The sequence below is a fragment of the Cohnella sp. SGD-V74 genome (assembly GCF_003001675.1).
Taxonomy (GTDB): domain Bacteria; phylum Bacillota; class Bacilli; order Paenibacillales; family Paenibacillaceae; genus Cohnella.
The window spans coordinates 465,816-479,036 of sequence record NZ_PVYW01000001.1 but is presented as its reverse complement, the minus strand read 5'-3'; the positions used below and the strand labels follow the sequence as shown (position 1 = coordinate 479,036).

Annotated in this window: 11 protein-coding genes and 1 other annotated feature; all 11 genes read left to right on the top strand. The window is 57.5% G+C overall.

All coding sequences use genetic code 11. From position 1 onward, the window contains the following. Positions 1-92 precede the first annotated feature (92 nt). The 11 genes from B0G52_RS02195 to B0G52_RS02145 all read left to right on the top strand — a co-directional run bounded on the left by B0G52_RS02195 (position 93) and on the right by B0G52_RS02145 (position 13,087). The gene (locus tag B0G52_RS02195; RefSeq protein ID WP_094041860.1) at positions 93-1,139 is read left to right on the top strand and encodes an AraC family transcriptional regulator; all 1,047 of its coding nucleotides are present in this window, start codon (positions 93-95) and stop codon (positions 1,137-1,139) included. 73 nt (positions 1,140-1,212) lie between these two features. After that, positions 1,213-1,449 (top strand) — a binding site (T-box leader). Positions 1,450-1,542: 93 nt separating this feature from the next. Next, on the top strand, positions 1,543-3,075 hold the full coding sequence (locus B0G52_RS02190; RefSeq protein WP_094041859.1) for a 2-isopropylmalate synthase: 1,533 nt from the start codon (positions 1,543-1,545) through the stop codon (positions 3,073-3,075). 32 nt (positions 3,076-3,107) lie between these two features. Next, the gene (locus B0G52_RS02185; RefSeq protein ID WP_094041858.1) at positions 3,108-3,581 is read left to right on the top strand and encodes a YbaK/EbsC family protein; all 474 of its coding nucleotides are present in this window, start codon (positions 3,108-3,110) and stop codon (positions 3,579-3,581) included. Between the two features lie 504 nt (positions 3,582-4,085). Then, entirely contained in the window at positions 4,086-4,673 is a 588-nt protein-coding gene (locus B0G52_RS02180; RefSeq protein WP_158223542.1) for a response regulator transcription factor, read from the top strand. A 222-nt stretch (positions 4,674-4,895) separates the two neighbouring features. Continuing rightward, complete coding sequence (locus B0G52_RS02175; protein ID WP_158223541.1) at positions 4,896-6,047, top strand: HesA/MoeB/ThiF family protein; 1,152 nt, start codon at positions 4,896-4,898, stop codon at positions 6,045-6,047. 13 nt (positions 6,048-6,060) lie between these two features. Continuing rightward, complete coding sequence (locus B0G52_RS02170; RefSeq protein ID WP_094041855.1) at positions 6,061-7,257, top strand: PqqD family protein; 1,197 nt, start codon at positions 6,061-6,063, stop codon at positions 7,255-7,257. A gap of 88 nt (positions 7,258-7,345) precedes the next feature. After that, positions 7,346-7,969 carry a DedA family protein gene (locus B0G52_RS02165; RefSeq protein ID WP_094041854.1) on the top strand — a complete coding sequence of 208 codons (624 nt, stop codon included), beginning with the start codon at positions 7,346-7,348 and terminating at the stop codon, positions 7,967-7,969. 104 nt (positions 7,970-8,073) lie between these two features. Next, a complete protein-coding gene (rarD, locus tag B0G52_RS02160) occupies positions 8,074-8,979 on the top strand; it encodes an EamA family transporter RarD (RefSeq protein ID WP_094041853.1) in 906 nt (301 codons plus the stop codon). An 11-nt stretch (positions 8,980-8,990) separates the two neighbouring features. Next, positions 8,991-10,217 (top strand): MFS transporter, encoded by a 1,227-nt coding sequence (locus B0G52_RS02155; RefSeq protein ID WP_094042005.1) that lies wholly within the window; start codon positions 8,991-8,993, stop codon positions 10,215-10,217. Between the two features lie 226 nt (positions 10,218-10,443). Continuing rightward, positions 10,444-11,946: an NTTRR-F1 domain gene (locus B0G52_RS02150; protein WP_143762499.1), complete on the top strand. Its 1,503-nt coding sequence runs from the start codon at positions 10,444-10,446 to the stop codon at positions 11,944-11,946. Between the two features lie 37 nt (positions 11,947-11,983). Continuing rightward, the gene (locus B0G52_RS02145) at positions 11,984-13,087 is read left to right on the top strand and encodes a glycosyltransferase (protein ID WP_094041851.1); all 1,104 of its coding nucleotides are present in this window, start codon (positions 11,984-11,986) and stop codon (positions 13,085-13,087) included. Positions 13,088-13,221: the final 134 nt, after the last annotated feature.

The following is a 13,221-nucleotide window of genomic DNA, read 5'->3' as shown; positions in this document are numbered from 1 at the left end:
TAAGAACTGTATTCAGCATACGACGAACCGCGCGAGTCGCCTATGATGCGACGCGCAGGAAATCTGCTGAATCGCGCAAGGGAGGTCGGCGCGTGAACGAACAGGGAATGGCCGTGACGATGGTGTATCCGATTATGAAGACGCTCGTTCGCAAAGGCTTCGATACGGAGCGGTTTTGCGAGTCTGCGGCTTTCGACGGGGCGCTGCTGCGGGACCCGGAAGCGAGAATTTCCGCTCGGGAACTGGAACGGCTGATGAACGCCGCCGCGGCGTACACGGACGACGATTATTTCGGTCTGAACCAGGGGCAGATGACCGACGTGGCCGATATGGGCATTCTCGGGTACGTGATGATGCACTCGGAGACGATTGCGGATGCGTTGGACGCTTATCGGAGATTTAACGTTATTTTGTGCAGCGGATTTAATCTCGCGTGGGAGAACGAAGGGCGGAACGCTGTGATTCGCTTGTACCCCCTGAATCCGGCGACGCGGATGTCCCGGCACTGCATGGAGGACATGGCGAGCTCGCTTTACCAGCTTATATGCAAATTCGCTAATCGATCGGTTCCGCTGCATGAGCTTCATTTTTCGCATGATGCGTCGTACGACGTCGCTCCCTATGTGTCCGTCTTCGGAATCGAGCCGCGCTTCGGCGGCGCGGAAACGTTTTTCCGAATGGACAGGGAGGTGCTGAACGCCCCGATCTTATACTCCGACGCTCGCTTGAGGTCGTCGTTCGAAGCGATCGCCGTCGAGACGATGGAGCGGCTGATGCGAGGCAAGACATTGTCGGACGGCGTCTTCCAATGGCTGATGCAGCGACTGCCCGTCGCCTTCCCGACGCTGCGGCAGACCGCCTTGCATTTCGGGATGAGCACGAGAACGCTGCAGGCGAAGCTCAAGGAGGAGAACGCCTCCTTCAACGGGCTGTGCGCGAGCGTACGGATGGAGCTGGCCAAGGGCTACTTGAGCCGTTCGGAGCATTCGGTGTCGGAGATCGCCTATCTGCTGCATTATTCAGAGCCGAGCGCGTTCCAGAACGCCTTCAAGAAGTGGGCCGGAGTGACGCCCGTGCAGTTTCGGTCCGGAGCGCATTCCGGAAGAAGACGCGAGAAGCCGGCGACGAAAGAGGCTTAGTTTTAAAATTCGGCAGAATAACGGTGTTGACATCTCCGGTCTGTCAGCCTATAATAGCCAATAACTTCAATACTCAAATGTTGCGATTAGAAATAGTACGAATGAAATGACCTTTCAGAGAGCCGTTGGTTGGTGCGAAACGGCAGCGTCGTCCATTCCGAACTCGTCTATGAACAGCTTGCCCGACAACGTAGGGTAAGACGGAATTCCACCGTTACAGGGATAGATGGTGATGGCCATCGAACAAGATTGTTTTCCGCAGGCGGAAAACGAATTAGAGTGGTACCGCGAGTTCAACCTCGTCTCTATAGCAGAGACGGGTTTTTTTTGTTGGTCGGATTCCGGGTCCGTCCAGCCTCGCTTCACATAGATCGCGAATACCGACTTACGGGAGGAAACGAATATGAGCAGAAAAATTATCGTACTGGACACGACTTTGCGCGACGGAGAACAGGTGCCGGGCGCCAAATTGAACGTATATCAGAAGCTGGAAATCGCCAAGCAGCTCAAGCGGCTGAACGTCGATATCATCGAGGCCGGGTTCCCGGCGTCTTCGCAGGGGGATTTTCATGCGGTGCAGGAAATCGTACGCGCCGTGGGCGATTCCGTATCGATTACGGCGCTCGCCCGAGCGGTGCAGAAGGATATCGACGCCGTCTACGAGAGCATCAAGCTGGCGCAAAATCCGCTTATCCATATCGTGCTCGGCACGTCGAACGTACACGTCGAGAAGAAGTTCAACCGCTCGAAGGACGCGGTGCTGCAGATGGGCGTCGATGCGGTGAAATACGCGAAGACGCTGCTGCCGAACGTGCAGTATTCGACGGAGGACGCGTCGCGCTCCGACTTCGAGTATTTGTGGTCGACGATCGAAGCGGTCGTCAAGGCGGGGGCGACGATGATCAACGTGCCCGACACGGTCGGCTTCGCGGTTCCCGAAGAATACGGCGAGTTGATCCGCAAGCTGAACGATCGGCTCAAAAACCTGGACGACCGCGTCGTCTTGAGCGTTCACTGCCATAACGACCTGGGGATGGCGACGGCGAACACGCTGAGCGCGATCCGCAACGGCGCCGACAAAATCGAGGTAACGATCAACGGCCTGGGCGAACGCGCGGGCAACACTTCCCTGGAGGAGGTCGTCATGGCGCTTAAAGTCCGGGAAAGCTTCTACGGCGGTTACACGGACATCCGGACGCAGGAACTGCTCAAGTCTTCCCGTCTCGTCAGCCATCTGACGGGATTGGACGTGCAGGTCAACAAGGCGATCACCGGCGAGAACGCGTTCGCGCATTCCTCCGGCATTCACCAGGACGGCTTGCTCAAGGATAAGAACGTCTACGAGATTATGTCTCCCGAGGACGTGGGCGCGGAGAAGATGGAGATGATTCTGACCGCGAGGTCCGGCCGCCACGCGTTCCGCAACGCGGTCGAGAAGATGGGCTTCGATCCGGGAGAAGGCGAGGCGTTCGAAGCGCTGTTCGCGAAGTTCCTGGCGCTCGCCGACGCGAAGAAGGAAGTGTACGACCACGACGTCTTCTATCTGGTGGCGGATCATCGCGAAGCCGACAACGGAGAGATGCAGCTGTACGCGCTCGATTCGTTCCAGGTCGTCAGCAACGATACGTTCCCGACCGCTTCGGTGCAATTGAAGCGAGGAGCGGAGATCGTCAAGGGCAGCGCGGTCGGAGACGGCCCGATCGATGCGCTGTACGGCGTCATCAAGTCGCTCGTCGGCTTGGAAGTCGAGCTGAACGATTATAAGATCAGCAGCCTGTCCAGAGGCAAGGAGGCGGTCGGACGGGTGAACCTTCGCGTCTCCTGCGAGGGCAAGACGTACACGGGCCGGGCGATGGACACCGATATCGTGAAGGCGAGCGCCAACGCGTTCCTGAACGCCGTCAACGCGATCTTGCTGGACAACGCCAAGGAATAGAAGCATTCCCGCATGGAACTGGAGGAAACGATATGCCGTTAAAAGAAAGCGCGCAGCGCATTCAGGAGTTGTTGGCGGAGTCGGGTTACGATAATCGGGTAGTGGAGCTGCCGGACAGCACTCGCACCGCCCAGGAAGCGGCGGACGCGATCGGCTGCGACACGGCGCAGATCGCCAAGTCGATCGTCTTCCGGCGCAAGCGGGCCGATGCGCCTTTGCTCGTCGTTGCCAGCGGTACCAACCGCGTGAACGAGAAAAAGCTCGCAGCCGAGATCGGCGACAAGCTGGAGAAGGCGGACGCCGACTTCGTGCGCGGGCGAACCGGCTTCGTCATCGGCGGAGTCGCGCCGATCGGGCATGCGGAGCCGCTCGTGACGATTATCGACGAGGACTTGCTGCAATTCGATACGCTATGGGCCGCCGCGGGACATCCGAAGGCCGTGTTCCAACTGACGCCGGCCCAACTCGTGGAGATGACGGGCGGGACAGTCGCGGCCGTCAAGTGATTCCGACTGCAAGCCGGTTTCACAACCGTCATGTCCCGAATTGTCAAAACGGCAGCGACATGGCAGACTGGATGCGGCGTTTGGAATGACGGACGAGAGAAAGCTCCTAATGGCAAAGGGACGCGACGATTCGCGGTCTGTTGCCGTTCGGAGCTTTTGCCGTTCTGGGGTCTTTGTCCGAGAGAGGGGAAAAACGGTCGTGCACAAGTCGTGCGTGCATCTGATCGCCAAGCCTGACGGGTCATATATGACCGTCACTGGCGCCCTTCCGTCGGTCTGCCGGCATTTTCGACATTTTTGCAGTTTATTCGACACGAGACGGTATGCGCTTTGGAGGATTTCGGACGGATAAAGCGCACACCTTTGTTTTAAGGAAGCTTCAACCGGACTGGCCCCTCAGAAAGGTCATATGACTTGCCGAAGCAAATGATGACCTTTTGTCACTTGTTGGAAATTATTGGACTGATTTATGATAGAGCCGACAACGGATTGGAGGGAAATGCGTTGCGGAAAATCAGAGTTCTGCTGGTGGCGTTGGCGGAAGAGGATCGGCAATGGCGGCGGAAGCTGACGGAGGAGTTGGAGAGAGAGTCGGATATCGAGGTGATCGGGACGGCCCCGACGGTGGAAGAAGCAATAAAGGAGGTCAATGACGAAGCGGTGGACATCGTGCTGGTGGACGCGGGAGTGTCCGCCGGAGAGGAGCAACGCGCGCGCGCCGTGCGCGAGATGGGGATCAGGAGAAGGGTCAGGCTGAAGACGATCATGCTCGTGTCGAACGCCGACCGGGAGGCGATTTTGAACGGTTTTCTGAACGGTGCGGTGAACGCTCTGGACCGGTCGAAGACCGGCGACATCGCCAAGGCGATCCGGGATGCGTATGCGAATCGATCGGCGATCCATCCGGATGCCGCTGAAATCGTGCGCGAGGAATTGCAGCTGATGACGCTGACTCCGATGGAGAGGGAAGTCTACCGGCTGAAATGCAAAGGCTTCAGCAAAAGGCAGATCGCCGACCGGCTGTTCAAGTCCGAGAACACGATCAAGACGCAGATGAGGAGCATTCGCGACAAGCTCCCGACCTGGGGGTGATTGATTTTCATCCTCCCCGGATCACGCCGGCGGACCTATAATCCGAGATGTGAAGAGGAGGTGAATGCAATGAAAATCGTCATCCGCGAAGTGGAAAACCTGACGCCGACCGCGATCCATGCGGACCCGGAACTGCTCGACTTCAGAGCTTAATCGATGAACGGCGGGGCCGTACGCATGCGTACGGCCTTTCCCTTAACCAGGAGGCGGAGCATACCGAGTATGAAGCCAAAATTGAAACCGTATTGCCGGCACGTGATGAGCCTCGGGGACGGAGTCATTCGGTTCAAGATGGAACGGGCGTCGCTGGAAATTCCCGATCCCGAAGGGACCGTTCATGCCTTCGTCCGGCTGCTCGACGGAACCCGGACGATCGCCGAGCTGTCCCAAGAGGCGGGCCTGACGCTCGGGGACACGGAGGACGCGGTCGCACTGCTCGACAGGCACCGGCTGCTCGAAGCCGAGTCGACCGAGCCGTCGGCCCTTACGGAGCGGGAGTTGGTCCGGTACAAAAACAATTTGACCTACTTCTCTCTGCACGAGAGCTTGACGAACAGCCGATACGACTGTCAGGTCAAGCTGAAGAACGCCAAGGTTGCGGTCGTCGGGCTCGGCGGAGGCAGCGTCATCGCGGCATGGCTGGCGGCGATGGGCGTCGGCACGATTGTCGGCGTCGACTGCGACCGGGTCGAACTGAACAATTTGAACCGGCAATTTTTCTATACGGAGAAGGACGTCGGAGAGTATAAGACGGTCGCGCTGAAGCGCCGTCTGGAGGAGCTTAACGGGGATATCCGTGTGGAAGCCGTGCAGCTCAAGGTCGACAGCGCGGCCTCGCTGCTGCAGGCGATATCCGGAGCGGATTTCGTGGTCGGAGCGATCGATACGCCTCCCTTGCTCGGATCGCGATACGTCAATTCCGCTTGCCTGCATTTGAATATTCCCGCTTATTACGTGTCGATCGGCAACAAGCTCGGCTTCTATTATCGAGTTGATCCGACAGAGAGCGGCTGCACCGACTGCCGGTTGCTGCACATCATGCGCACGGAGCCGGAGCTGCTGGAGACGACGAAGCGCAAGTGGAACCGGGCGGAGCCGGACGCCGATTTCGGCAATCCCGGCTTCGCTCCGAACGTCGCCGTCATTACGTCGCTGATCGCTTCCGAGATCGCCAAGCGGCTGACGGGCTATGGGGAGCCGTTCCCGATGCCGTTCGGACTGATCGATTTTCAAGGGATGAGCGTCTCCCATCGGAACATTCCGAAGGCGGACGATTGTCCGAGCTGCGGACGGGGAAGGCCGCCGGAAGGCCCGGAGCCCGTACCGATGGAGAAGCTGTTCGCCTTGGCAGAATCCGGCGTTCCGGCCGGATAAGGAGGGATAAGGGATGCCGAAGGCGGACGAGAACGAAGTGATCGATCTGTCTCATCTGACCGTCCAGCGGGACGGAGAGCATTATACGATAGGCGACCCGGGCATTCCCAGGTTTATCCGGGTGCCCGGGCCGGCTGTATTCGTCGTCGAGCTGGCCGACGGAACGAGGACAGTCGCGGAGATCAAGCGGCGAATCGCGGAGGAGAAGGGCCTCGATCTGGACGTGGCGGATTTCGCGTCCGACCTGGCGGAGCTCGGCTTGCTGGGACGGAGCAGTCACGATGCGGATCGTCCGCGGCCCAGGAAGAGGGAGCTTCTGGCGACCAGAATCGGCGCGGCGCTGTTCCGCTCCCATGCGAAATGGGCGTATCTGCTCGCGCTTGCGGCATTGATCGGAATGGTGCTGAACGATCCGGATCTGTTTCCCAGCTACCGGGATATGTTCGTTCTGCCCGTGATCGGCACAAATTCGCTGCTCGTCTCGGCGACGGCCTGCCTGCTGATCTTCCTTCACGAATGCGCCCACTTGCTGGCCGCCTACGGCGCGGGAGTCAGCGCCCGGATGAGGTTGAATATCCGGTTCGTGTTCGTCGTGGCGGAGACCGATATGACCGGGCTGTGGGGAAAGGAGAAGAACGCGCGGTATTTCCCGTATCTGGCGGGAATGGCTTGGGATAGCGCGGTGCTGCTGGCGGCCATGCTGGCTCAGAACGTTTTGCCGGAGGGCGGCTTCGCCCATGCGATGGCGAGATTGGTCGCGCTGCTGCTCCTGCTCGGGCTGCTCTCCCAGTTCATGGTCTTTCTTCGCACGGACGTGTATTACGTAATCGGCAACGCCGCTCATTCCGCGGATCTCGCCGGAAGCGGCAGGCTGTTTCTCCGCAAGCTGTGGAAGAGGGACGAAGCGGCGCGCGCCGGATGGGCGAGCTTGCCCCGCAGCGAACGGACGGCAGGCCGGTGGTTCGCCGCCGCGTATTTCGCCGGAATCGGAACGGTGGCGTGCCTGTTCATCGTCTACAGCATTCCAGCGGGATACTACGCGATCACGCAGGCCATCGGCCAAGTGACGAGAGGTTCCCTGGACGGCCCGTTCTGGGACGGGGCCGTTCTGCTGTCGCTGGCGGCACTCCGGCTTGCGCTGTACGTCATAGGCGCCGGTACGGCTCTAAAGGACAGAAGAAACAGGAAACGCGCCTTTCGGCAGGCTTAAGACGCCCCCGACTCGGGATGGGCGTCTTTTCTATTAAAATTAGGTATAATAGGAGGGCAGCGCTAAAGAGAAAAGGACGAGAGAAACGATGAGCTTTAATATCGAGAAACTGTTCGACCAGTACGGGTACGAGGTGCTGTTCCTGGGATTGCTGCTGGAATTCATCGCGTTGCCTTTTCCCGGGGAGACGACGATGCTGTATGCCGGCTATCTGTCTTATGCGGGCATTTTGAACGGGTGGAAGGCGTTCGCGTGGGCTTTCGCCGGTACGACGATCGGCATGACGATCACGTATTTTATCGGCTTGAAGGCGGGAATGCCGTTCGTCGAGAAGTATGGCAAGTGGGTGCTGCTCAGCCCGTCCAAGCTGGAGAAGACGAAGAAATGGTATCAAAAGTACGGCAACCTGCTCGTCTTTATCGGCTATTTCATTCCTGGGGTCAGACATGTGACCGGCTATTTCGCCGGAATTATCGGTTCGTCGTTTCGGACGTTCGCGGCGTACGCTTACGGCGGGGCGCTGTTCTGGTGCGCCTTATTCGTCGGCATGGGTCACGTCTTCGGTCCGCAATGGGAGGGCGTGCTGCACGCGATCGAGCATCATTCGTGGAAGCTCGCGATTGCGGCTGCGGTCGTCGCCGGGGTCGTCTGGGGCGTCAGAAGGGCCGTTCTGAACGGTCGGAAAAAGAGACAGGCGGTCGGGTCGGAATAAGACCTCGCCGCCTCTTGGTTTTGCCTGATTTTTTCATATTCAGTCCGCCCGATTAGTGATATAATTCCCTTCATGTTTTAATGAACGGAATGGAGCGAGGCATCATGAGAAGCGGACTGTTTAACGCGATATTCGCTTATATGATTTGGGGACTGCTGCCCCTTTATTGGAAGGAATTCGAAACGATGCCGGCCGGAGAGATTTTGTCGCACAGAATCATCTGGTCGTTTATTTTCGTGGCCGGATTGATCTCGCTGCAGCGGCGCTGGAGAGAACTGGCCGGACTGCTGAGAAACCGCGCGACGCTGCTGCCTCTTATCGCGAGCAGCTTGCTGATTACGGTCAACTGGCTCGTCTTCATCTGGGCGGTCAACAACGGCCATGTCGTCGAGACGAGTCTCGGGTATTATTTGACGCCGCTGATCAACGTAGCTCTGGCGATCGGATTTCTGCGGGAGAAGCCGACGGGAGGGCAATGGCTGGCGATCGCGCTGGCGGGAGCCGGCGTCGTCCTCGTTACGATCGACTACGGCAGCGTGCCTTGGGTCTCCCTCACCTTGGCGCTCAGCTTCGGCCTCTACGGTCTCGTCAAGAAGAGGGTGACGATCGACTCTTCGCTCGGCCTGATGACGGAAACCGCGGTCGTCGTTCCCGCGGCGCTCATCTACTGGAGCTATCTCGGCGCGTCGCATACGGCCACCGCCTGGACGCTTCCCGCGTCCTCGCTCGTGCTGTTGCTGCTTGCCGGAGCCGCCACGGCGCTGCCGTTGCTGCTGTTCGCCAAGGCGGCCAAGAAGCTGCCGCTGTCGCTGCTCGGCTTCATTCAATATATCGGTCCTACGCTGACGTTGATTCTGAGCGTGACCGTCTTCGAAGAGACGGTCAGCCATGTGACGCTGATCAGCTTCACCTTGATCTGGGCGGCGCTGATCGTGTACGCGGCGGCTACGATTCGGGATGCCAAGGCGCATTCGACTGCACTTGAGGCCCGCGGAGGAACTTCGACTTGAAGACGAACAACATGAAAAGAAATTATTGGATGCTGCTGCTCGTTGTGTTCGGAGGCTTTCTCGTCTTCGGCTTTTCCGAGAACGTGAAAGGCCCGGCCATCCCGAGGATGCAAGTCGACTTCAGCTTAAACGAAACGCAGCTTGGCATGCTGCTGGCCTTCAATTCGCTCGGCTACTTGGTCGCCTGCTCGTTCACGGGCGCGCTGTCGGGCAGAATCGGCATCAAGCGGACGGGAATCATCGCATTCGCCTCGATGGCTGTATCCGGCGTACTCATGTATGTGTCCGCGAACTACGTTCATCTGTCGGCGTCTTATTTTCTCATGTACATCGGCAACGGCATGCTGGAGATCGGTCTGGCGATCATGGCGGCCCGCATTTTCACCAAAAACACGGGAGCAATGATGAACCTCTCCCACTTCTTCTACGGGCTTAGCTCGGCGGTCGCTCCGATCGTTGCCGCTTCCATGATGGGATGGAATGTGTTCGGGGGCGAGTTGGGCTGGCGGGGGATGTACCTGATCATGCTGTCCCTGTCGCTGCTGCCGATCCTTCCTTCGCTGATGGCCAAGTTTCCCGGCGACGACGGGGAGGAGCCGGGCGAACGCCTGACGCTTAAGAACGTCAGCAAAGATCCGGTCGCTTGGCTGATCGTGCTCGTCTTGTCGCTGGGAGTCGTCTCCGAGCTGGCGGTCGGCGGCTGGCTGGTCAATTACTTGGAGAAGGCGTACGATTGGTCTACCGGGGCCGCCTCCCGGATGCTGTCGATCTTTTTCGTCTTCTTCATGGGAGCGAGGTTGTTCCTCGGGCCAATAACGGACAAAATCGGGTATACGCTGTCCATTATTCTCATGTCGGCATTCTCCGGACTTTGCAGTCTCGCGGCTATTGTGATCGGCGAGCCGGGCGCGATTCTGTTCGCGGTCGCCGGCATCGGCATCGCGCCGATCTACCCGACGGTGATGGCCATTCTCGCCAAGCGTTATCCCCGCGGCACCGAAACGGCGATTACGTTCACCGTGACGCTGATGGGAATCGCGTGCGTCATCGGCAATCTGCTGATCGGCGTCATTATCGACGGAGCCCGGAAGCTGTTCGGAGCCGGCATGGAGGCCAAGGAAAGCTTAACTCTCGGACTGCAAGCCGGCTACGGCTTCATCGCCCTGCTGGCGCTGCTGTGCTCCGCAAGCTGCATCGTTCTGTACGTCTATCTGCGCAGAAGGAACGAGTTGGTGTAACGAGAGACAGCGCAATTTAAGTTGTTTTTTTGACAGTCAAATGAATATGAAACGGTTCTCCTATGTCGAGCCGGATCTTCCTTCAGAAATGAAGGGCGGTCCGGTTTTTTTGCGTGGGCACGATCCGCAATGATACAACCCGGGAAGGGGGAGTTTCCATATACTATCGTAAGCTTGTCAGAATCAGATGCAGCGGATGTTGTGACTAAAGGACGGTGAGACACCATTGTCTATTGAAAATCGAATTATAAACGGCGGATTTGAAACGGGTTCGTTGGGACCTTGGCTCGGGACAGGGGCGACGGTAACGGATGAAAGAAGTCATCTAGACTTCTACACGGCGAGATTAACTGGTGGAGATGCTTTGTCGCAAATCTATCAGTTTGTTCCGGTTTCCGAAGGCGAGAGTTTTGAGATTCAAGCAGCGTTTTCCAGAACGGCGGGGCCGATCGGTGTTATTGCGGTGATCGGGTTGAACTATTACGATGATTCGTTGAATTTCCTGGGAACCGGGTTATTCTCGTACGTCCCGCACAGCATTACCAGCCTTGAAGGCAGCGATTGGGTGGAAATCTATCAGACGACTGCTCCTGTTCCTGCCGGAGGGACGCAGGCGTTGGTAGCTATTCAAACTTTTCCGATTGCAGGGACTGCGGATTTGTTCGTGGATGACGTTGCGATGGTCGCGATTGTGGAGTGTTCTGTCTTCGGTCCAACTGGACCGACAGGAGCAACCGGTGCAACAGGCCCGACTGGAGCGCTGGGTCCAACGGGGGCAACCGGTGCAACAGGCCCGGCCGGGCCGACGGGACCAACAGGATCGGCTGGGCCGGTTATCCCGTCTCTTGTAAATCGGATTTATGTGGCGAATCGGATTGGCGGAAGTGTATCTGTGATTGACGGAGATACGAATACGGTAGCGGCTACGGTTACGATCGGGGGCTTTCCCGAAGGAATTGCCGTTAATCCGTCTACGAACGGCATCTACGTAAGCAATGAATTTGATGCCAGTGTGTCGCTTATATCGGGAAACACCGACTCAGTGGCGACAACGATTATTGTCGGCAATATCCCGGGAGGTGTGGCTGTCAACCCCTTGCTGAATCGGGTCTATGTTGTAAGAGGCGGTATTCACGACGTTTCCGTTATTGACGCCTTGAGCAACACGGTGATCGCGACGGTAACGGTTGGGACGAATCCTATGGGGGTGGCGGTTAATGCGGCGACAGGCCGCGTGTATGTCGCGAATGCCACAGTTAACAATGTTTCCATTCTTGATGGGTTTACCGATACGATTACCGCAACCGTATCAGTAGGTTCGACTCCCGTTTCCGCTGCAGTCCATCCGGTCTTCAATTTAATTTATGTAACGAACTATGTGTCTGCAAATGTATCTGTCATCGATGGTGTATCGAACGCCGTTATCGCGACCGTAACAGTAGGGAGCGGACCTCTGGGAGTTGCCGTGAATCCGTTGCTGAATCGCGTATACGTCGCCAATGATTTTATGGATAATGTCAGCGTCATTGACGGCACTACGAATAATGTCATCGCAACTATAACTGTGGGAGACGGTCCATCCGGTGCAGCGGTCAGTCCTGCCACGGGCAGAGTGTACGTCAATAACAGGGTCTCGAATAATGTATCCGTCATTGACGGATATACCGACACCGTCATCGCAACAATTACTGTAGGAGCAACTCCGAGAGCAATTACGATAAATCCGTAAACGAAGAGGGCGATAGCCCACTGAGAGGAGAGCCGCCTTGATCACGATCAGCCTGTGCATGATTGTAAAAAACGAGGAAGCTGTGCTGGAGCGTTGCCTGGAATCGGTTCGAGATGCGGTCGATGAGATTGTCATTGTCGATACGGGGTCGACGGACCGGACGGTGGAGATTGCCAGACGTTGGACAGATGCGGTGTATCATTTCGATTGGATCGAGGATTTCGCGGCGGCCAGGAACGCATCCTTCGCTTATGCGACGCAATCCCACATTCTCTGGTTGGATGCCGACGATCGACTGCTAGAGAAGGACCGGCTAGCGCTGCTGCAGCTTAAGAAGTCGCTCGATCCGAACGTGGATGCCGTATCCATGCTGTATCATTGCGATTTCGACAGTGCCGGAAATGTAACGCTGGCGGTTCGTCGAGCACGCCTCGTCAAGCGGTCACGGGATATCCGTTGGGAAGGCGTTGTCCATGAGGATCTGATCATAAGCGGCGCTTGTATAGACGGCGACATTGTCGTGACGCACGGCAAGCTGAAGGAAGGATCCGATTCGGGCCGCAATCTTCGTATTTACGCCAAGTTATTGGAAAGCGGGGGGACGATGGGCGCCCGCGACCTGTTGCACTACGGGATGGAATTGCATCAGCATCGCCGGTATGCGGAGGCTCACGAAATCTACTCAAAATTCCGGAGCTTGCCCTCGACGAAAGGGGAAGAGCACATCTTCGTCTGCATCAGGCAGGCCGACTGCTACTACCATCTGGGCGACCGCGACAAGGAGCTGCTGGCGACGTTCCAGGCTTTTCAATACGATACCCCTCGTCCGGAGTCGTGCTGTCGTCTCGGTTATTATTTTATGGAGCAGGGACGTTACGCTCAGGCGATTTACTGGTACAAGGAAGCGCTGGACGCGCCGATTCCGGAAAATCGCTGGGCGATCCGCAACGAGGTGTCGCGGACGTGGCTGCCGCACATGCATCTAGGCAACTGTTATGCGCAGTTGATGGAGTACGACACCGCATTCGAACATTATTTCAAAGCCAGCGCGGCTTGTCCGGGAAATGCTTATCTGGAGGAGCGGGTGGAGGAAACCGCACGCCTTGTGCGTCAGCAAAGCGCTCGTTCTGCTTCTTCCTAAGTCGAAGCTATCTGCCAGACGTTTCGGATCAGGATTTGGCGTAAGCCTTCCGCTGCGACACAATCGGGAATGGGAATAGTCTCATATACTATCGGAAGCTTGTCAGCCTACAGCCGATAGATAGGGGGTTATTC

Excerpts from the sequence above, each read along its gene's own strand:
- B0G52_RS02190 (WP_094041859.1), top strand. The coding sequence starts at position 1,543 with ATGAGCAGAAAAATTATCGTACTGGACACGACTTTGCGCGACGGAGAA.
- B0G52_RS02185 (WP_094041858.1), top strand. The coding sequence starts at position 3,108 with ATGCCGTTAAAAGAAAGCGCGCAGCGCATTCAGGAGTTGTTGGCGGAG.
- B0G52_RS02175 (WP_158223541.1), top strand. The coding sequence starts at position 4,896 with ATGAAGCCAAAATTGAAACCGTATTGCCGGCACGTGATGAGCCTCGGG.
- B0G52_RS02170 (WP_094041855.1), top strand. The coding sequence starts at position 6,061 with ATGCCGAAGGCGGACGAGAACGAAGTGATCGATCTGTCTCATCTGACC.
- B0G52_RS02165 (WP_094041854.1), top strand. The coding sequence starts at position 7,346 with ATGAGCTTTAATATCGAGAAACTGTTCGACCAGTACGGGTACGAGGTG.
- rarD (WP_094041853.1), top strand. The coding sequence starts at position 8,074 with ATGAGAAGCGGACTGTTTAACGCGATATTCGCTTATATGATTTGGGGA.
- B0G52_RS02155 (WP_094042005.1), top strand. The coding sequence starts at position 8,991 with ATGAAAAGAAATTATTGGATGCTGCTGCTCGTTGTGTTCGGAGGCTTT.